20 protein-coding genes are annotated in these 20,974 nt (G+C 43.1%); 9 read left to right on the plus strand and 11 right to left on the minus strand.

Annotated features, from left to right (window positions below; genetic code table 11):
• The first annotated feature begins 52 nt into the window (after positions 1-52).
• Positions 53-1,015, plus strand: coding sequence for a GTPase (gene yjiA, locus PR795_RS07140; protein WP_181480168.1), 963 nt, complete (start codon positions 53-55; stop codon positions 1,013-1,015).
• A gap of 161 nt (positions 1,016-1,176) precedes the next feature.
• Here the strand turns inward: yjiA and PR795_RS07145 are convergent, their stop codons facing one another.
• Together PR795_RS07145 and PR795_RS07150 are read right to left on the minus strand one after the other, a co-directional pair.
• The gene (locus PR795_RS07145) at positions 1,177-2,496 is read right to left on the minus strand and encodes an L-cysteine desulfidase family protein (RefSeq protein ID WP_181480167.1); all 1,320 of its coding nucleotides are present in this window, start codon (positions 2,494-2,496) and stop codon (positions 1,177-1,179) included.
• A gap of 196 nt (positions 2,497-2,692) precedes the next feature.
• Positions 2,693-4,039, minus strand: a complete 1,347-nt coding sequence (locus tag PR795_RS07150; protein WP_006659338.1) for an MATE family efflux transporter — start codon at positions 4,037-4,039, stop codon at positions 2,693-2,695.
• A gap of 192 nt (positions 4,040-4,231) precedes the next feature.
• On the opposite strand from PR795_RS07150, the gene PR795_RS07155 reads away from it, so the two are divergent.
• Entirely contained in the window at positions 4,232-5,128 is an 897-nt protein-coding gene (locus tag PR795_RS07155; RefSeq protein WP_181480166.1) for a diaminopimelate dehydrogenase, read from the plus strand.
• A 183-nt stretch (positions 5,129-5,311) separates the two neighbouring features.
• Complete coding sequence (locus PR795_RS07160; RefSeq protein ID WP_036975282.1) at positions 5,312-6,061, plus strand: hypothetical protein; 750 nt, start codon at positions 5,312-5,314, stop codon at positions 6,059-6,061.
• Between the two features lie 83 nt (positions 6,062-6,144).
• Here PR795_RS07160 and PR795_RS07165 read toward each other — a convergent pair whose 3' ends face one another.
• A complete protein-coding gene (locus PR795_RS07165; RefSeq protein ID WP_006661045.1) occupies positions 6,145-6,972 on the minus strand; it encodes a phosphoenolpyruvate hydrolase family protein in 828 nt (275 codons plus the stop codon).
• A 10-nt stretch (positions 6,973-6,982) separates the two neighbouring features.
• Entirely contained in the window at positions 6,983-8,203 is a 1,221-nt protein-coding gene (locus PR795_RS07170; RefSeq protein WP_006661046.1) for a Tm-1-like ATP-binding domain-containing protein, read from the minus strand.
• A gap of 378 nt (positions 8,204-8,581) precedes the next feature.
• Between PR795_RS07170 and PR795_RS07175 the strand changes: the two genes are divergently transcribed.
• Together PR795_RS07175 and PR795_RS07180 are read left to right on the plus strand one after the other, a co-directional pair.
• On the plus strand, positions 8,582-9,220 hold the full coding sequence (locus tag PR795_RS07175) for a TetR/AcrR family transcriptional regulator (protein ID WP_272516760.1): 639 nt from the start codon (positions 8,582-8,584) through the stop codon (positions 9,218-9,220).
• A 170-nt stretch (positions 9,221-9,390) separates the two neighbouring features.
• Positions 9,391-10,431, plus strand: coding sequence for an AbrB family transcriptional regulator (locus PR795_RS07180; RefSeq protein WP_006659332.1), 1,041 nt, complete (start codon positions 9,391-9,393; stop codon positions 10,429-10,431).
• Positions 10,432-10,496: 65 nt separating this feature from the next.
• Here the strand turns inward: PR795_RS07180 and PR795_RS07185 are convergent, their stop codons facing one another.
• Positions 10,497-10,844 (minus strand): YacC family pilotin-like protein, encoded by a 348-nt coding sequence (locus tag PR795_RS07185; RefSeq protein WP_006661049.1) that lies wholly within the window; start codon positions 10,842-10,844, stop codon positions 10,497-10,499.
• A gap of 313 nt (positions 10,845-11,157) precedes the next feature.
• Here PR795_RS07185 and cueO point away from each other — a divergent pair, with 313 nt between their 5' ends.
• Positions 11,158-12,789, plus strand: coding sequence for a multicopper oxidase CueO (gene cueO, locus PR795_RS07190; RefSeq protein WP_181480165.1), 1,632 nt, complete (start codon positions 11,158-11,160; stop codon positions 12,787-12,789).
• Positions 12,790-12,903: 114 nt separating this feature from the next.
• Positions 12,904-13,440, plus strand: coding sequence for a hypoxanthine phosphoribosyltransferase (gene hpt / locus PR795_RS07195; protein WP_006661051.1), 537 nt, complete (start codon positions 12,904-12,906; stop codon positions 13,438-13,440).
• Between the two features lie 66 nt (positions 13,441-13,506).
• Here hpt and can read toward each other — a convergent pair whose 3' ends face one another.
• Entirely contained in the window at positions 13,507-14,160 is a 654-nt protein-coding gene (gene can / locus PR795_RS07200; RefSeq protein ID WP_006659328.1) for a carbonate dehydratase, read from the minus strand.
• Positions 14,161-14,430: 270 nt separating this feature from the next.
• Between can and PR795_RS07205 the strand changes: the two genes are divergently transcribed.
• Complete coding sequence (locus PR795_RS07205; protein ID WP_006659327.1) at positions 14,431-15,369, plus strand: ABC transporter ATP-binding protein; 939 nt, start codon at positions 14,431-14,433, stop codon at positions 15,367-15,369.
• Positions 15,369-16,139 carry an ABC transporter permease gene (locus PR795_RS07210; protein WP_006661053.1) on the plus strand — a complete coding sequence of 257 codons (771 nt, stop codon included), beginning with the start codon at positions 15,369-15,371 and terminating at the stop codon, positions 16,137-16,139. Before PR795_RS07205 ends, PR795_RS07210 begins: the two co-directional genes overlap by 1 nt.
• A gap of 83 nt (positions 16,140-16,222) precedes the next feature.
• On the opposite strand, the gene panD is transcribed toward PR795_RS07210, so the two are convergent.
• The 5 genes from panD to pcnB form a co-directional block, all read right to left on the minus strand.
• A complete protein-coding gene (panD, locus tag PR795_RS07215) occupies positions 16,223-16,603 on the minus strand; it encodes an aspartate 1-decarboxylase (protein WP_181480164.1) in 381 nt (126 codons plus the stop codon).
• Positions 16,604-16,996: 393 nt separating this feature from the next.
• Positions 16,997-17,860, minus strand: coding sequence for a pantoate--beta-alanine ligase (gene panC, locus PR795_RS07220; protein ID WP_036961573.1), 864 nt, complete (start codon positions 17,858-17,860; stop codon positions 16,997-16,999).
• A gap of 34 nt (positions 17,861-17,894) precedes the next feature.
• Complete coding sequence (panB, locus tag PR795_RS07225; RefSeq protein ID WP_006659323.1) at positions 17,895-18,686, minus strand: 3-methyl-2-oxobutanoate hydroxymethyltransferase; 792 nt, start codon at positions 18,684-18,686, stop codon at positions 17,895-17,897.
• Positions 18,687-18,753: 67 nt separating this feature from the next.
• Positions 18,754-19,236, minus strand: a complete 483-nt coding sequence (folK, locus tag PR795_RS07230) for a 2-amino-4-hydroxy-6-hydroxymethyldihydropteridine diphosphokinase (protein ID WP_006661056.1) — start codon at positions 19,234-19,236, stop codon at positions 18,754-18,756.
• Between the two features lie 57 nt (positions 19,237-19,293).
• Positions 19,294-20,802: a polynucleotide adenylyltransferase PcnB gene (gene pcnB / locus PR795_RS07235; protein ID WP_272516762.1), complete on the minus strand. Its 1,509-nt coding sequence runs from the start codon at positions 20,800-20,802 to the stop codon at positions 19,294-19,296.
• Between the last annotated feature and the right edge of the window lie 172 nt (positions 20,803-20,974).

Here is a 20,974-nt window from a genome sequence, read left to right on the forward strand (position 1 = left end):
ATAATCCTGTAAACGAATGATCCTATAAATGTATAGCGTGATGAGGGCAATAATGAAACCAATCAATGTAACGATTTTAACGGGCTTTTTGGGGGCAGGGAAAACGACGCTATTGAGCCATATTCTCAATGAGGATCATGGACATAAAATTGCCGTGATTGAAAATGAATTTGGTGAAGTGCCTATCGATAATGCGTTGATTGGCGATCGCGCCACTCAAATTACGACGTTAAGTAATGGGTGTATTTGTTGCAGTCGTTCCAATGAATTAGAGAACGCGCTACTGGATCTATTAGATGGTTTGGACAGCGGTAAACTGGATTTTGACCGTTTAGTCATCGAGTGCACAGGAATGGCTGATCCAGGACCTATTACGCAAACTTTTTTCTCCCATGATGTTCTGTGTGAACGTTATTTATTGGATGGCATCATTACGTTAGTGGATGCGGTACATGCTGATAAACAGCTAAATGATTTCGCTATTGCTCAAGCCCAAATTGGCTACGCCGATAGAATTTTACTGACTAAAACCGATATCGAGCCAAATAACGACGCTTTAATTGAGCGTTTACAGAGAATTAATGCCCGAGCGCCGATTTATCCGGTGGTTCATGGGGATATTAATTTAGATTTGTTGTTAGATATTGAAGGCTTTTTGCTGGATTCAAAACTCAATGTTAAGCAGCCGACTTTCCGTTTTGTACCTAAGCAGCAAAATGAGGTGGGCTCCATTGTCTTGGAGTTTGATTATCCCGTTGAGTTGATGGCGGTATCTCAAGTGATGGAAGATTTACTGCTTGGTTTCGCAGATAATTTATTACGTTATAAAGGTATTCTATCCATTATCGATGAACCTAAACGTCTGTTATTTCAAGGTGTCCAGCGCCTGTATAGCGCCGATTGGGATCGGGATTGGGAAGAGGGCGAAAAGCGTAGTAGCGTCCTCGTTTTCATCGGCATCGACCTCCCAGAAGCCGAAATTCGCGAAAAATTCGCAGCACTAGAAACTCAATAAAAACTCAATAAAAACAAAGAAGAAGCTAACAGAAGATTCTAATTCAAAGATATTCGAGTTGTCGCAAGGCGGTAATCGAGTTAAGGGCTAGGAGCATACATAAGTATGTGACTAGCCTTAACGAGTGTAACCAACACAGCGACAGCTCGAAGAGCGAAGAATTAGCGAGCTTTGGAGGACATTATTTCGATTATTTGAATGTCCGTATGCCGCATTGAACCTGCCGCCAACGAACACAAGTTCGTAATCGACTGATCCACATCATCTGACACAATTCCGTCTGAGCCTCTTACGCAGCTATTATCTAGCGCCATCAGTACCGCTTTATATGCCGCACTTGCGCTGGTGGAAACTTTCATTGCACAGCTATTGGATGCACCGTCACAGATCATGCCGCTCACGTCGCCGATCATACTGGAAATTGCCATTGCGACCACTTCATAGCGAGCTTCTAATAACCATGCAATCCCTGCTGCAGCACCCATTGCTGCGGTGGTTGCCGCACATAATGCAGAAAGTGCAGGTAATTGGTTATGGATATAAATTGCCATCAAATGCGAAAGCATCAGTGCACGGGCTAATTGTTCTTCAGTAGATTGCAAATAATCTGCGGTAACAACCACAGGCATGGTTGCGGCAATACCTTGGTTACCGGAACCGGAATTACTCATTGCGGGGAGTACCGCACCACCCATACGTGCATCGGAGGCTGCCGTTGTGCGGATCATAATTTCGGATAATAAATCTTTGGACAATAAACCGCGGTCACGTTGAGCCTGTAGCGTTTTGCCGATATGCAGGCCGTAGCTATTACGCAAACCTTCTTGAGATAACGCATCATTTAAGTGAGCGGCTTCAAGAATGAAACGAATATCGTCTAAGGGGGCTTGAGTTGCGAACTCATAAACAGCCTTAGCAGTGACTTTAGGTAAGCTGACATCGGTACCACAATCAACGGGATCCCTCGTTTCTGTTTTACTCTCAGTAATATCGAACAGAACCTGATCACCGTGGATAATTTTGACAATATGCGTGTGAGAGCCTGCGATGATCACCGTGGCAGAATCATTTTCGCTATAGACTGTCGCTTCTGAATAAATAACATCATCACAAGGGGATTTAATATCAACGGTGATGGAGCCGTCCGCAAGCATCGCTTTACTGCGTGCAATCGCTTCTGGTGAGGCGGATTTTAATACTTCTAAACCTGCATCGGCATCACCACCAATTGCACCCAGAGCTGCTGCAATGGGTAAACCCACCATTCCTGTTCCAGGGACGGTGACACCCATTCCATTTTTCATTAAGTTTGGAGAAACAAACGCGGCAACGCGAACGACTGGTGATGGCAGATAAGATGCTGCTTTTGCCGCTGCATAAGCAAGGGAAATAGGTTCAGTACAGCCCAGTGCAGGCTTGACGTCTTGTTTAACAGCATTGATAAAATATTGCCAAAGGAGTTCTTCAGTTTGCGTTGCCATGGTGATATCCCTAAAAGTCATGTGGTGATGAAATTATTTTAATAAAGAGGGCGGAGAAAAACTTCACAATGTTTATGGATAAATCGGGATGGGAGAGAAAATTTATCTCTAACTCTGATTCTTAATAGAATATTTTTTTAAATATGATGCCGATCACAAAAATCCTACCTATTTTCATTGGTAGGATTTTGTGAAATTAGCTTTCTAAATCGAGGCGTTTACTTTGCCATTTACGCGAGCGCCAGCGCCACGCATTGGTGAGTCCACGAACCCACTCATCGACAAAGAAACCAATCCAAATACCGATTAACCCCATTTCCATTTTAATACCGAGGAAGTAGCCAAGCGGGATGGCAATGCCCCACATGAACAGGATGGCAGTGAATAATGGGAATTTCGCATCACCAGAGGCGCGTAAGGCATTGACCATAACGATATTGATCGTGCGTCCCGGCTCTAAGAAAACGGATAATAAGAAAATCGGCAGGAGTAGCTGAATAATGCCTTGGTCATCAGTTAAGCTATTCAGGATCGGTGAACGGAATAACCAGAACATAAATACCACACCAATCGTGACGTAAAAGCCCCATTTCAGGCTCTTAAAGGCGCGACGGTATGCATCGTCAAAGCGTTTAGCACCGACTAAATGCCCCACCATAATCTCATTACCGATACTGATAGAGATCCCAAACAGCATAATAAATAACGACAACTGGAAGTAGAGAGTTTGCGCCGCAAGAGCGGTTTCACCCATTAAGCCAATAAACGCAGATGCGGTCATAAAGTGCAGGATCCACACTAAGTTTTCACCCGCAGCAGGTAAACCAATATGCAGGATTTTACTCAGCATTTTGCTTGACCAGTGGATCAGCATCATTGGGGTAAATTTGATTCTTAAACCATAGAACAGCAAGCCAAAGAGTAAAATCACCGCAACCACACGTCCAACTACCGTTGACCATGCGACGCCTTCTAACCCATATTGTGGCAGACCAAAGAAACCATAGAGCACAATCATGTTACCTATCACAGTAATGATGTTGGCGATTAATGTGACCCACATGGCAGGCTGTGCTTTACCATAAACGCGTAAACAAGCTGCGAGAATGATAGAAATAGCTTCAGGAATTAAACAGATACCCAAAATGTGTAAATACGCATACCCATCATCCATTAAGTGGGATGGCGTATTCATGATGGTGAGAATTTTATAGCCAAAAAACAGTGCAATTAAGGCACTGGAAAAACCTAAAATAAAGTTAAAGGCGATGGAGATATGGATTGCTTGGCTGGCTTTGTCACGGCGACCCGCCCCAAGGTATTGGGCAATAACCACACTGCAACCAACACTAATAAAGTTAAAAATAGTAATAAAAAGGTCAAAAACTTGGTTTCCCACCCCCATAGCGGCGAGGTAGGCAGTGGATACATGGCTCACCATGTAGGTATTAATTAATAAGGTGGCCAAATGAAGGAAAATATCAATAAAGATTGGCCAACTGAGGGAATAGAGTGACCTCTCAGTGACATCGGACTGATGCATTAAGAACCTTTGTATATGTTTAAATAAAGGAAAGAACGAGATTTGCTCGGATTCTACCTCTAATCAGTGAAGTAACCTAGTAATAAAAGCCGGATATTTTTAGATAATTAAGCTTTGTTTAATCTACATAAATTTGTTATTGATATGTATCTTGTATTTGAAATATGACATCAGAATGACCGAGGAGTCACAATGACAAAAATTAAAACAGCAATAGTGGGTTACGGCAATATTGGTCGTTATGCACTAGAAGCTGTTCAAGCCGCTGATGATTTCGAATTAGTCGGAATTGTACGTCGTAATACCCAAGATATTCCAGCGGAATTGGCGACATATAAAGTGGTTGATGATATCGAGAAATTAGGCAGTGTGGATGTTGCATTACTGTGTTCCCCGACGCGTGCAATTGGCCCTTTAGCAGAGAAAATTTTAAGCCTAGGTATCAATACCGTCGATAGCTTTGATGTGCACTCTGATATTGTGGCATTAAAACATCAGCTTGACGGTGTGGCGAAGAAACATAACAGTGTATCGATTGTCTCGGCTGGTTGGGATCCGGGTTCTGACTCTATCATGCGTACGTTGATGTTGGCGATGGCGCCGAAAGGGGTGACCTACACCAACTTTGGTCCCGGTATGAGCATGGGACATAGTGTTGCGGCAAAAGCAGTCGACGGTGTAAAAGATGCACTTTCTGTCACCATTCCATTAGGGACAGGCGTTCATCGTCGTATGGTCTATGTGGAGCTTGACGCTGGGGCTAATTTTAACGATGTGAGCAGCGGGATCAAACAAGACAGCTATTTCTCTTCCGATGAAACGCATATTCGCCAAGTTGATAGTATTGATGCATTAAAAGATGTAGGACACGGCGTGCAGATGACTCATAAAGGCGTTTCTGGCGCAACGCATAACCAATTATTTGAATACTCAATGCGTATCAATAACCCCGCATTAACCTCTCAATTTATGGTATCAGCGGCTCGCGCGACCATGAAGCAGCCTGCAGGGGCTTATACCGTTATTGAAATTCCACCCGTGAATTTCCTACAAGGTGATTTAGATAGCTTAATTGCTAAGCTTGTTTAATCTATTGATAGCGTTAACCTCTAGTCGATAGAATCACGTTTTAATGGTGCGCAGAATGATGAATAGCATTGTGACCGCGTACCATTTTCTCTCCTCGCTTTTTATTTTATTCCCCTTCAGAATAACGCCATTATTTAGGATTGGTTCGATACAAGCATAAAAGAGTGCCAGCGGAGAAATGGAATGGAAACACCAAAGGAAAAGAAACCAGTTACGAATAAAAATAAAGGGCGCCAATCCTCATCGGCAAGTTTTTTCCCTAGGAATAAAGCGGTAAAAAGCGTCAAAGAGACCCACAATTCATTCAGTATCATTCGTGCCTTTTCGAAAATGATGAATTATGGATTTTCGTTATTCTATGTCGGTTTTATTATTTCAGTTTGGTTTTTCCCTGAGAATTACAGTGTAGAGATTATTTATAACCTCACATTGATCCTTATATTCGAGTTTATTTTGGTGCATTCCGGCGTATTTATGTCGGTATTTAAGAATTTTTTTGTGATATTAGGATTCGCCTTGGTTTATGGGCTTTTTGCACTGGCTATCAATGCCTCAGTGTTGGGGGACTCGCCTGTAATCCTCTATCTCTACAGTGCGACCGTTGTAAACCGGATGCTGTTTGGATTAACCAGCCGAACCGACCAAGAACGCCAAGAAAATCTTGGGTATTCCGCCTTAATGGCAATGAACTTTATGTTCAGTATCTTTACTGCGCTGTTGTTATCGTGGATGGTGCCATATGGTGGGCTGACACCCGAGTATCTGGAATCTATCCATTATTTGGACTCGATTGGTACAGGCGGGGAATTCCCTGAAAAACCCCATGTGGCTTTTGCGTTCGGGGTGCTCTATTTTTCGCTACCCGTTGTTTTACCTGCACTATTTGGACTGTTCAAATTACGTAAGAAGAGGATGCATCAAAGGGATGTGTAAGCAAAAAAATAAAGAAAAACGCCTACCGAAGTAGGCGTCCTGGTGTTGGCAAAAATAAAGTAAAACAAAATAAGGAATAAATATTAGCGGGTTATAGATTTAAATTGCTGTGTGGTTTCTTTTAATGCCACTTCTGTCGGTAAACGTTCCATGGAGCTTGCACCGTAGAAGCCGTGGCAATCAGGACAGTGAGCTAAAATATATTCGGCATCAGCTGGGGTCGCGATAGGTCCACCATGACACAGAATAATCACATCATCACGGACGGATTTCGCTGCGGTTGCCCAATCATTGATTAGTTTAACGCAATCGGCCAGTGTCACCGCCGTTTCGGCACCAATGTTACCGCCGGTAGTCAGACCCATATGTGGTACAATGATATCAGCCCCTGCTTGCGCCATCGCGATAGCATCTTCGCGACTAAAAACGTATGGTGTGGTTAATAACCCTTTTTCGTGTGCCATGCGGATCATCTCGACTTCTAACCCATAGCCCATGCCGGTTTCTTCTAAATTAGCGCGGAAGTTACCGTCGATAAGACCCACGGTTGGGAAGTTTTGCACGCCAGCAAAGCCTGTAGCCTTGATATCATCAAGGAATTTATCGAATTGGCAGAATGGATCAGTGCCGTTGACGCCAGCCAGCACGGGGGTGTGCTTCACGACTGGGAGAACTTCCTTCGCCATATCCATTACGATTTCGTTAGCATTGCCGTAAGCGAGCAGACCCGCTAGAGAACCGCGTCCCGCCATACGATAGCGACCTGAGTTATAGATAACGATTAAATCGATACCACCTGCTTCTTCACATTTAGCGGACAGACCTGTACCGGCACCGCCGCCAATGATGGGTTCTCCACGAGCAATCATCTCTCTGAAATGTTTCAGTAAGTCTTCGCGGTTATGTTTCATTAATGAACCTCTACTTATTTGTTATTTCCTGGTGTAATTCAATAACCTGATCACAGAATTCTGCTGAATTGATGTGGTGCGGGCTTAATATTAATTGTCGTTTTTTTGTTATGACTAAGTGTTTGGTTAATGCATCGATAAAGGCTTGATCAGCGGCAGGATCCCAGAATGGAGCCCCGTCAATATCGAGAGCAGAGAAACCAGCTGTTGGGATAATAAAGCGAATTTCTCCTTCACAAACATTGAGCTTTTCGGCAATCCAACGTCCCATCTGGCGGTTTTCTTCAACGGTGGTTCTCATCAGCGTGACTTGAGCATTATGATGGTAAAATTGACGATCTTTATATTGCTCTGGTACGGTGGATGGGCGACCGAAGTTCACCATATCCAGTGCGCCGCAGGATAATACGCAAGGGGTTTGCGTGCGAGCGATAGCGCCGAAACGATCTTCATCACAAGCTAAAACGCCGCCAAAAAGATAATCACATACTTCAGTCGTGGTGATATCTAAAACCGAATCTAATAAACGGCTATCAATCAATTTTTCCATCGCTTTACCGCCACTTCCGGTTGCGTGGAAGACGAGGCAATCATGGTCAGATTCTAATTTGGCAGTCAGTTGCTGGACACACGGTGTTGTCACGCCAAACATGGTCAATGCAATGGCGGGTTTATTTTCAGTGACGTCAGTTTCGCCGTTATCAAACCAAACTGCGCCTGCGATTTGGTTTGCTGCATTTTTTAGAACCTTGCGTGAAATGACATTCAATCCAGAAACATCGGTGACGGAATACATCATGGAGATATCACTGGCGCCGATATACCCAGATATATCCCCTGATGCCATGGTGGAAACCATTAATTTTGGTATACCCACCGGCAAGATTTGCATTGCTGGTGTAATCAGTGCAGTCCCACCTGAGCCGCCTAGCCCAAGTATTGCGGCGACGTCAGTTTGTGCAGCTAGATAGAGGCTGAAAGCCTGCGCCATCGCTTCTATTGCTTTTCCTCGGTCGCCACAGAAAACGGCGCTGTTTCCTTGAGGATGGAAACTGGCAACCATATCTGCGGTGATATCCGCATGTTTGTCTAATTTTAGTGGCTGAGTGCTTAGATCAACGGTACGTACAGCAAGCCCTGCATTTTTAATTAAGTCACTGACATAAAAAAGCTCAGCACTTTTAGTGTCTAGGGTACTTGCAACATAAATAAAACCCTGATGCTTTGGCATAGAAAAATCCTTTTATTTTTTATGTAGGGGGAGGTGCTGAATTTTTCATCTTAATGAGATTATCGTATCATTTACGATAAGTCAATAATGAGACTGTAGTCTCATTTTTTAAATTGTCTACTTGGATAATCGAAGAATGATTTGTATCTTTTTGATAAAGCATTATAAATAAGATGGTTATTGCAAAATGGTAAACTTAGAGTAGTGGTTTTTGTCCATGAATATTTAAATATAATGATTTACCGTGCTGTATTTATAGCGTAATTTCGAGAACAAACATAATTATATACACGTCAAATGAGTAATAGGGTGGCTAACATCTTCGTGTTGTTAATCATCTTGCTATGCTCATAGAAAGGCGATTTTAAGGACTAAAACATGCCATTGAGTCATTTAATGCCAGATTATAAAGGAACGCGTAAACGCACTTATAACTTATTAGTTTCAACAGCAGTTGAGCTATTTGAAAAAGGGGCGATGCCATCAGTTTCCGAATTAGCGATAGAAGCTGGGGGTTCTCGAGCAACTGCCTATCGTTATTTTCCGACTCAAAGTGACCTTATTGCGGCGACAGTTAATGTTAGCCTTGGACCTATTTTGACGTGGAAACCTCAAAGCGAAAAAACAGAAGAGCGGATTGATGAATTGCTACGTTACGCATTTCCGCGCATGTTTGCCCATGAAGGGGTATTACGAGCCGCTCTGCAAACATCACTTCAGCAATGGGCTCTCGGTCGCTCATCCCCAACACCAGAACCTGAAGAAAAACGATTAGAGCGTGGTAACCGTAAAGACATTTTGGCGATGGTAACATTGCCGATGAAATCTGAATTTCCTGAAGAAATCATTAATAAGGTCATCAAAGCGTTTTCTGTCATTTATGGTTCGGAAATATTCTTGGTACTGAAAGATATTTGGAAATTGGATAATGACCAAGTCACCGAGATTGCACAGTGGATGGCAAAAGCAATTATTAATCAGGCTATTGCGGATAAACAGCACATTGAAAAGCCTTAGAAATTAATTCTGCCTAAATTTACCTAATATCCTTCTGTTTGTAGGGACATTTGAAGTGTGAAATCGTGAATATCGGGTAGGCGATAATTTAGGCACACTTAGCTTTATAACTTTGAATGATTATGAGGTAACTTATTCTCATAATTAATTATTTCAATGGTTATTGTCCGATGATGAAGCTGATAAAAATGGGTGTAGGAATTATTCTTTGTGCCATGATTGGTGGTGCACTCACTTATATCGGCATTCCTCTTGCATTAATGTTCGGGCCTATCCTTGCCATTATCATTTTTCACCGTTTTGGCCTGTTATTCCCTATCCCGAAACACACCATCACTTTTGTTCAAGTCACGCTAGGAACCTCTGTCGGTTTGATGTTCAATCAGGTTTCATTGTCGGACGCGGATAATTTATTGCTGTTGTTGTTAATGCTGGTGGTGTGCTTGGCCGTGCAGTTTTCGTTTAGTTTTTTCTGGTTTCACCGCAAGGTAGGGTGGACAAAACAGGAAGCGATGTTAGGCTCGGTGCCGGGAGCGATGGCTGCTATTCTTGCGTTAACAGATCACACTCATACACCGCCACAAAAAATTGTTATTTCCCATACTATTCGATTGATTATCCTTATTTTATTGGCAGGTTTGGTAGTAGGAAGCGAGGGCGATCCTCAGCCGCTAATTGAATGGCCAACGTTAACCCTGGAATCCACATTCTGGTTACTGGTGATAGTGACAGTGGGGGTGGTGATGGGATTGCTCTTACAACGACTCAGAGTGCCCGCACCATTTATGCTGACTTCCCTTGGGGCGGCGACCTTAATTCAAGGGTGGATTGATGTTCAGCTTCATTTTCCGTTGATGCTGACTGAGCTGAGCATGGTTTTAATCGGCATGAACATTGGTAACCACTTTATTGTCTTCCCGTTATCAGCCTTGATTAAAAATATTTACTCCTCAGCGCAAGTGGTGATTATTAATATTATTTTGACCTTTTTGATCACTGTATTTGCAGCATGGATCACGGGGTATGATATTGCAGTACTTTTGCTGGCTTGGGCTCCGGGCAGTATGGAAGCCATGACCTTTGCGGCGATCACGATGAATTTAGATGCAGGGTTTGTCATGTCTAACCATATTATTCGGATGGTGATCATTCAAACCATTCCATCGGTCGTGTTATTTTGGCAGGAACGTAAAGGAAAGAAAGAAGGATAAGAAGGAAACATGGTTCGATTTTGTCGATGGTGTTGCCGGCATGTTTCCGCATTCGGATTGCTTGATTATTTTACGTAAGCAAATAGACCTAGAGAATCCCTCGCTAAAGATTGGCATTTGAACTCTTGGGTGAGGGGAATGCCTTTTAAATCGTCATAACTTTCTTTATTCAGCTTGCTCATTTTATCTGAGTTGTAGTTGCCTAAATCCCATTTGTTACTTTTTGCAAAATAGACAATAGCGCGTTCAATTTCTCTGTCAGGAATTTGGGAATAGCCACAGTCGTATTTTAAATAAATAAACACAGCAGTCAGATCAGCGAGGTCTTCAGCTTCATTGGTTGAGAGTGCTTTAGCGGCATTGGTTATCCCCAAAAGCATCATTAAGCATGACATTAATATAAATTTTTGCATTCGATATTCTATCTGGTTTTTATGTCAAGTTACATTAGCATAAGAACATACTCGCATTACATCAAGTTGCCTTATTTCTTTACGGCTACTGTGCACTTTAGATTATTTTGTGTATAGATTCGTTAGTCAATTCTAACTTTCTTAAATCTATGTAATAAATCCATATTAACTGAATGGGTTTATTGACCTTCCTGTAAGGGGAAGCTTTATCATCTCAATCATTAAACCACGTTTTGCTTGGCAAGGGCAATTTTAGACTTGTCACACCGTGCTCACCGATTGTTGATTTTGATAAATAAAAGGAAGGTTATCTATGTTACGTCGTGATTTTCTTAAGCTGAGTGCCATTGCCTATGCGGCTAGCGCACTGCCAGTTTGGAGCCGCATGGCTGTCGCAGCAGGGAATTACCCTACGCTCGCTATTCCACCAATAGTGGAACCGGATGCTCAAGGAAATATTCAAATCGCCATCAAGCAAGGTATTTCTCAGTTTGTGCCGGGTAAGAAGACCATAACGTGGGGATATAACGGCGATTTATTAGGACCTGCCTTGAGTTTAAAAAATGGGCAGTCAGTGAATATTAATATCACCAACCAGCTTCCTGAAGAGACGACAGTGCATTGGCACGGATTAGAAATTTCAGGGGAACAGGATGGGGGACCTCAAGCAATTATTGCCCCTGGCGCCAGTCGTAAAGTCAATTTCACACTTAATCAGCCAGAAGCGACCTGTTGGTTCCACCCTCATACTCATGGAAAAACAGGGCACCAAGTGGCAATGGGATTAGCGGGATTGGTGCTGGTCAAAGATGACGATAGTCAAAAACATGGCTTACCGAGCGAGTGGGGCGTTGATGACATTCCGGTAATTTTACAAGATAAGCGTTTGAAAGATGATGGGCAGATTGATTATCAATTGGATGTGATGAGTGCGGCGGTAGGCTGGTTTGGGGATATGATGCTCACCAACGGGGCTGTTTATCCTAAACACGTTGCACCGAAAGGTTGGATCCGTCTGAGATTATTAAATGGCTGTAATGCTCGTAGTTTAAATGTATCGACCAGCGATGGGCGCAAAATGTACGTGATAGGTAGTGATGGCGGGTTGCTCGCTGAACCTATTGCCTTGACCGAATTACCTATCTTAATGGGCGAGCGTTTTGAAGTACTGATTGATGCTTCAGATGGTCGTGCCTTTGATCTTGTGACACTACCTGTTGGGCAAATGGGAATGACCCTTGCTCCGTTCGACCAACCCCTTCCTGTTTTACGTATCGAAACCACGCTCAGTGACGGAACAGGCAAATTACCGAGCCAGTTAGCAACGCTTGCCGCTATACCGTCTTTGACAGGGCTGAATCGTCGTAAATTCCATTTGATGATGGACATGCGTTTGGATATGCAAGGCATGATGATGCTGCGTGAAAAATATGGTCCGCAAGCTATGGGGAGTATGGGGGGACATGGCGGGATGATGGGCAATATGGATCATGGAAACATGAACCATGGCAATATGAATAACGGCAATATGAATCACGGTAATATGTCCGGCATGCAGAACAGTGGTGGTCACTGTGGTTCCGGTGCGGATGAACTGGATATTCATAATGCCAATACCATCAATGGTCAGGTTTTCTCCATGACTCACCCTGCGTTTAATGCGCCACTGAATCAGCAGGAAATATGGGTGATTTCAGGGCGTGGCGATATGATGTTGCACCCGTTCCATGTACATGGCACGCGTTTTAGAATTCTCAAAGAAAATGGTCGCCCTGTCGAACCACATCGTCAAGGTTGGAAAGATATCGTAAAAGTGGAAGGGCAAGTGAGTGAGGTCTTGGTGGAGTTTAAACATACGGCAACACCTCAGCACCCTTATATGGCGCACTGTCATTTGTTGGAACATGAGGATACAGGCATGATGATGGGCTTTACCGTAAGTTAACGTTGCCAATGTGGCAGTGGCAACGTGGTCACTGCCATTGGTTTTGTCGTCGCGTCTTTGTGTGGCTTATGTTAAAATTACGCGCTTTCCATTCCCACACATGCGTAATAGATGATGAAACATACTCTGGATGTAATGATCTCTGAAGAAGAGATTGCTCAAAGAATCAGTGAATTAGCAGACAGCATTAGTGCTCATTACCAAGATAAACACGGTGAGTTAGTTCTGGTTGGTCTGTTAAAAGGCTCTTTCATTTTTATGGCAGATCTATGCCGTAAAATCACAGTACCTCATGAAGTTGATTTCATGACGGTATCAAGCTACGGCAATGCGATGACATCAAGCCGTGATGTGAAAATTGTGAAAGATTTAGATGAAGATATTCGCGGTAAGCATGTGCTGATCGTGGAAGATATCATTGACTCAGGCAATACCTTAAATAAAGTCCGTGAGATTTTTGGCTTACGTGAGCCAGCATCTGTGGCAATTTGTACGCTACTTGATAAGCCATCTCGCCGTGAAGTAGACGTGCCAGTTGAGTGGATCGGTTATTCAATCGAAGACAAATTTGTCGTAGGTTATGGTATCGACTACGCACAACAGTATCGTCATCTGCCTTATATTGGACACGTGACTTTGCTGGAAGAGTAATTAACTTTATTCTTTGCAATAAAAAGAGCAGCCTAGGCTGCTCTTTTGCTATTTAGCATCAGGAAATTATTTTTTCTGTGTGAGCTTAGAGATAGCCTCACGATAGCCTAACTCTAATTTTTCTCGGCTATCTGAAGTAATGTGTAAGTCATGCAAACGACCATTATTGATACCGTAAACCCAGCCATGGATCATGATATTTTGACCGCGTTTCCACGCAGATTGCATGATAGTCGAGTGACCTAAGTTATACACTTGCTCAACGACGTTTAATTCGCAAAGGCGATCTAAGCGCTCACAAGGTTTTAGTTCACCTAACATAGAGCTATGGCGATACCAGATATCACGGATGTGTAATAACCAGTTATTGATCAGGCCTAATTCGGTGTTATCCACCGCGGCTTCAATACCACCACATCCGTAGTGACCACAGATAATAATGTGTTCGACTTGCAGAACATCAACCGCATACTGAATAACGGATAAACAGTTTAAGTCCGTATGGATAACTAAGTTCGCCACATTACGGTGAACGAAGAGATCCCCAGGGGCTGCGTTGATCAGTTTTTCGGCAGGCACTCGACTGTCTGAACAGCCTATCCATAAAAATCTAGGTCTTTGAGCTTTTGATAATTCTTTAAAGAATTCAGGATCTTTTTCTTTTACAGAGGCTGACCATGCTTCGTTATTAGCAAACAGCTCTTCAATTTTTCTCATCATGACTTATAGCCTAGTTGTTTGTAGCTTAATTGTGTGACTTTGCGATAAAATCTTATACAGTATTTATTGATTAAATAATAATTAGTTATACTAATTTCATATCTATGATGAACCACTCATTTATACATGACAACCCTCAATTAGGGGGGGTGCTGAATAATACCTTGTTAAATTATTATCACTTTTCTGCATAACATCCGACAAGAAAAAGTGGCATCATTGTTCTATATTGCCTCCAAACAGCCCCAAGAATAAAGGTATTTTTAATATATGACTTACGCACTCGAACTATCGCAGCTGACGAAAACCTATGCAGGTGGTGTGAAAGCGTTGCGTGGAATTGATTTACGCGTGGAAGATGGTGATTTCTATGCCTTGCTTGGACCTAATGGTGCAGGAAAATCGACAACGATAGGGATTATTAGCTCATTGGTGAATAAAACCAGTGGTTCAGTCAGCGTGTTTGGCTATGACCTAGATAAGCAAGTTGTTCAAGCTAAACAGCAGCTTGGCTTAGTTCCCCAAGAATTTAATTTTAACCCATTTGAAACGGTATTGCAGATAGTCTTAAACCAAGCTGGCTATTATGGCGTTCCTCGCAATTTAGCGAACCAACGTGCTGAGCAATATCTTACTCAGCTGGATTTATGGGAGAAGCGCAATGAGCGTGCGCGTAATTTATCTGGCGGGATGAAACGCCGCCTGATGATTGCTCGTGCTTTAATGCATCAGCCAAAATTACTCATTCTCGATGAGCCAACCGCCGGTGTTGATATTGAACTGCGTCGTTCTATGTGGACGTTTTTGAAAAAATTGAATGCACAAGGCACCACCATTATTTTGACGACCCACTATTTGGAAGAAGCGGAAATGCTGTGCCGTAATATCGGGATTATTCAGCATGGTGAGCTGGTGGAAAATACCAGTATGAAGCAGCTTTTAAGCCAATTAGAGTCAGAAACATTTATTTTTGACTTAATGCCGAAAAGCCCGCTTCCCGATTTGGTCGGATATGAGTCTCGCTTGGTGGATACCTCAACCCTTGAAGTCGATGTGAAGCGAGAGCAAGGGCTCAATGGGGTATTCAGTCAATTAAGTGACCAAGGAATTCAAATTTTGAGTATGCGTAATAAGGCGAACCGTCTAGAAGAGCTATTTGTTAGCTTAGTGAAAAAAGATAATCAAGTCTCTCAGAAGGAGAGTGTGTAATGTTCACTCTGTATTGGGTTGCCTTAAAAACTATCTGGATTAAAGAAGTGACTCGTTTTGGTCGTATCTGGGTACAAACTTTGTTGCCTCCAGTGATCACGATGTCGCTCTATTTTGTCATTTTCGGGAACTTAATTGGGTCTCGAATCGGTGACATGGGTGGTGTGGATTATATGCAGTTTATCGTCCCCGGTCTTATCATGATGGCGGTAATCACTAACTCATATTCAAACGTCTGTTCATCGTTTTTTGGTTCTAAATTCCAGAAAAATATTGAAGAGTTATTAGTGGCACCAGTTCCAACTCATGTGATTATCGCAGGTTTTGTGGGCGGTGGTGTTGCACGCGGAATTCTAGTTGGCTTCTTAGTCACCATTGTTTCGCTATTCTTCATCCCGTTGCAAGTTCATTCATGGTCAATGGTTGTGGTGACATTATTGCTAACTGCAATAGTGTTTTCTCTGGCGGGGCTTTTGAATGCGATTTTTGCCAAAACCTTTGATGATATCAGCATTGTTCCAACATTCGTTTTAACCCCGTTGACGTATCTGGGTGGGGTATTCTATTCCTTATCATTATTGCCACCATTCTGGCAGGCAGTGTCCAAGCTGAACCCGATTGTGTATATGATCAGCGGCTTTAGATATGGCTTTTTAGGCATTGCCGATGTGTCTATTGTCGTTACCTTAAGCGTATTAATGGTATTTTTAATTATTTTCTATGCACTGACATGGTATTTAATTGAGCAAGGAAGAGGCTTAAGAAGCTAATTTAGCGGAAGGGCAGAATTAAGAAAGGAAGTAAAACGGTGATGAGAATGAAAAATGCCCCTCTAAGGGGCATTTTTTTGATATTAAGCGACTTGAACCGGCACTGCTTTGGCAATACGGCTCATGGTGTTATTTGTGTCAAAGTAAGCGACTTTAGGTTGATGCTGGCGGGCTTCTTCGTCAGGCAGCATGCCATAAGTGCAGATAATCAATTTATCACCAACAGCCGCACGGCGAGCCGCCGCACCATTAACGGAGATAATTTTAGAACCGCGTTCTCCTGCAATTGCATAAGTCGAGAAACGTTCGCCATTGTCCACATTATAAATATCGATCGCTTCATACTCTAAGATACCAACCGCATCTAAAAAATCCTGATCGATAGCGCAAGAGCCTTCGTAATGTAGATCTGCTTGGGTAACGGTGGCACGATGGAGCTTACCTAGTAGCATTTTTCTTTGCATGTATTCTTCCTCATTCAAGCCACAGCGTTGTTGGCTGCGAGCTCTTGCCCTAGTCACATACTTATGTATGCTCCTAGGGTCGCGTTTACTTGCCGCCTAGCTGTGACATGAATGAGTTTGAATAAATCTCAGGTTATTCTTTCTCATTCAAGCCCAGCGTTGTTGGCTGTGCGCTCTTGCCCTAGTTACATACTTATGTATGCTCCTAGGGTCGCGTTTACTTGCCGCCTAGCTGTGACATGAATGAGTTTGAATAAATCTCAGGTTATTTTTCTCATTCAAGCCCAGCGTTGTTGGCTGCATAATCATATTTATTCTTACTCATTGTATGCCACAGCGTTGTTGGTTCGTTCTCTTACTACCTAACGGTGACATCAATGATGTTTAAATTAGTTAAGCGATATCGAGCGGCAAATCGACTTGTAGATTATCGATTAAACGGGTTTTTCCTAACCATGCGGCCATCAAAATTACGGCGCGGCGGCTGGAAACCGTTAGCTCACCGAGGTTATCGGCATCACGAATAAACAGCTCATCAGGTGTAAATCCAGCCTGACGTAAAGATTCTTCCATTTCACCGATTAAGCGAGTTGCTGCGGCGGGAGAATCAGCCAGCTTTTCGCCCGCTTTTTGCATAATGGCAAATAGCTGAGGGGCTATTTTGAGTTCATCTGCGGACAAGTTATTATTCCGCGAGCTGAGCGCTAAACCGTTCTTGGCACGGACGATAGGGACACCGACAACTTGGATATCGAAAGAGAGATCCGTGACTAATTTACGTACCAATTGAAGTTGCTGGAAGTCTTTTTCGCCAAATAACGCAATATCAGGCTGAACCAAGTTAAACAGCTTAGTCAGAACGGTCGCAACACCGCGGAAATGCCCAGGACGGCTAGCACCCTCTAACATGGTAGAGATTTCAGGCACTTCAACATAAGTTTGATTATCCATTCCCTCAGGGTAGAATTCCGTCGCAGAAGGCGCAAAAACTAAATCAATATTTTTGCGTTTGAGCTTTTCGCAATCTTCTTGCAAGGTGCGTGGATAATTCGCTAAATCGGATTGACGGTCAAATTGCATTGGATTGACAAAAATACTGGCAATCACAATATCCGCTTGCTGTTTTGCTTGGTCAATCAGCGTCAGATGCCCATCATGTAAATTTCCCATCGTAGGGACAAACGCAATACGTTTGCCTTCTTGTTTCCAGCGGCGAATTTCACGGCGCAAGATTAGCGATGTTTCAATAATCCGCATACTTCCCATCCTTATCGTTATACGTTATATAGAATTAAGAAAATGAGTGGGCGTCACTCGGGTAAATTTCTTGTTCAACTTCTTGAATATACAAGCGAATAGCATCACTGATATTCCCAGCTTCAGCCAGAAAATTTTTCGCGAACTTGGGTGGTTTGGCTGTGATCCCTAAGGCATCATGCATCACCAAAATTTGTCCATCAGTGCCTTTTCCCGCACCAATACCGATGACAGGTAACAGTAATTCTTCAGTGACTTGGTTCGCGAGGGAGGTAGGAACACACTCAAGAACGAGCAGTTGAATACCTGCATTTTCGAGGGCAATCGCATCTTTAATCAATTGGTTAGCGGTCACTTCATCACGACCTTGGACTTTATAGCCCCCCAATACATTGACAGCTTGTGGGGTTAAGCCTAAGTGACCACAGACAGGCACGGAACGTTCACACAGCATTTTGACCGTATCACATAACCAGCTGCCCCCTTCAATTTTGACCATGTTAGCACCTGCCTGCATTAAAATAGCGGCATTTGTGCACGCTTGCTCTGGCGTGGCATAGCTCATAAATGGCATATCAGCGATGATAAATGTGTTAGGGGCGCCTTTACGAACACAGCGAGTGTGATACGCAATTTGTTCGACAGTGACAGGCAGGGTGCTTGATTCTCCCTGGATAGTCATTCCTAAGGAATCACCAACGAGAATCACTTGGATACCTTGCTCCGCAAATAGTTGTGCAAAGCTGGCATCATAAGCAGTAATGGTGGCGAATTTGTGTTTCTCTTTCTTATATTGACACAAATCAGCGAGAGAAATGGGTTTCATTAAAATAACCTCCGGAAATGATTTCTCTTATGACCATACCTTAAAAGAGGTTAAATACGTCAGGCGTTTATTCCCAAAGCATTAGGCCATTACGAGGGACGTGTATAAGTCTTTCTGACAGTAATTCACCATCAGGAAAAATCAGGGAAGGGGTAATATCACTGAGCGGATAAAGCATAAATTCACGCTCCTTTAGCCCATAATGTGGAATGGTTAACCGTTCTGTATTCATGATGCGGTTACCAAACAACATGATATCGAGATCTAACGTTCTTGGTCCCCAGCGCTCATCTTTACGAACACGCCCTAAATCTAACTCAATTTTTTGAGTGTAATTGAGAAGTTCTTCGGGTTCGAGTTCTGTTTCCAGTAAAACGGCCAGATTGAGAAAATCAGGCTGATTTTGTGGACCGAGCGGCTTGGTTCGATAAATAGATGAAGTGCTCACAACGCGACTGTTTGGGATTGCATTTAATGCAGTAATCGCTTGTTGTGCTTGCTTAAGTGGCTCGCCTAAGTTGCTGCCAATGGCAATATACACCTGCTCCATTTCTTTATCTCTCTACAGTGATCGCAACGACAGTTTAAGTCGTTGCGACTGACACAATTATGATTTGTTAGGCTTTCTATTGCCAGATTGCGATGAACGATGTGGACGTTGGCGACGGCGAGTCGGTGCACTGCCTAATTCCGAAATCATTTCACGTTGTTTCTGTGCGTTAGACTGCTGGAAATCACTCCACCATAATGCGAGTTCTTGTAGCTCATTACGGTGCTCAACATTTGCTCTTAGCTCTAATAAATCAAAGGCTGCACGGAATTTCGGGTGCTCCATTAATTTATTCGCACGGCGACCTTGGCGACGAGGTAGGCGCAATTGCAGCATCCAAATATCACGCATGGTTGTGGTGATACGTTTTGGTATTGCAATAGAGCGGCACTGTTCATCCAGTACATCATTCATGGCCAGTGCAAAAGCATCGTAGTAAGCCAGCCCACCTTCCTGTGCTAATTTCTCAGCATGTTCAGTGACGGGATACCATAACATGGCTGCGAATAAAAATGCAGGGTTGACTCGCTTATCATTTTTTAGTCTGAAATCAGTATTTTTTAACACTTGTTCAATGATTTTTTCCATTGGCGAGTCGCCATTCTCGGTGAAGCGGCTTGCAATCACTGGGAACAGTTGCTCAAACAAATGGTACTGATTCAGCATTTTATATGTGGCGTAGCCATAACCCGCTTGAAGTAATTTTAATGACTCTTCAAACAGGCGAGCAGATGGAATCTCACCTAGCAGTGGGGCTAAGAGGTGAATGGGTTCTGCGGTCTTTGGCTCGATACGCATATTGAGCTTACAGGCAAAACGCACAGCACGGATCATCCGAACGGGATCTTCACGATAGCGAGTTTCTGGGTCACCAATTAGGCGAATGACACCATCTTTTAAGTCTTGCAAGCCATTAACGTAATCACGTACAGAGAAATCATCAATGTTGTAATACAGGCTATTGACGGTGAAGTCGCGACGAATTGCATCTTCTTCGATGGAGCCGAAAATATTATCGCGAAGTAACATGCCATTTTGCGCTTGGGATGACAGATTTTTGTCATCTACTTCTTGATCATGGTGACCACGGAAAGTGGCAACTTCAATAATTTCTGGACCAAACATAATATGTGCAAGGCGGAATCGGCGACCGACCAGTCGGCAATTACGGAACAGCTTGCGAATTTGCTCAGGCGTTGCATTGGTCGTGATATCGAAATCTTTGGGTTTTTGACCCAATAATAAATCACGGACGCCGCCCCCAACTAAATAGGCTTCATAGCCATTTTTATTGAGGCGATATAATACTTTCAGTGCATTATCACTGATGTCATCACGCGAGATTGGGTGATCGGCTCGTGGGATAACCGTAATGGATTCTTGTTTCGTCACGGGTGTTCGCTTCTGTGTTTGAACATCGGAACGCTTAGGATGACGAACCGTTTTCTTTATTTGCCTAGTATTCTGCTCATGCCGAGTGTTCCTCTCAGATTTTTTTTCTGATGCAGAAGGAGTGACTGGCCTTTCACTGGCTGCCTGTGTGTCTCGCGCACCGCGCTTTGGCATCGCGTCCTGTTCTGTGGACGATGCTGGTTCATTGCGAGATAAAATATTACGGCAGAAATTTGCTACTCGGTTAAAAATAGTACACCTCGATGTCATTACATAGATTCATAAAACAAAATAAGCGGCTAATCATAGCTCACTGAAGTTTCTTTGAGAATGGTTAAACGAATAA

The organism is Providencia sp. PROV209 (genome assembly GCF_028479485.1).
Lineage (GTDB): Bacteria > Pseudomonadota > Gammaproteobacteria > Enterobacterales > Enterobacteriaceae > Providencia > Providencia alcalifaciens.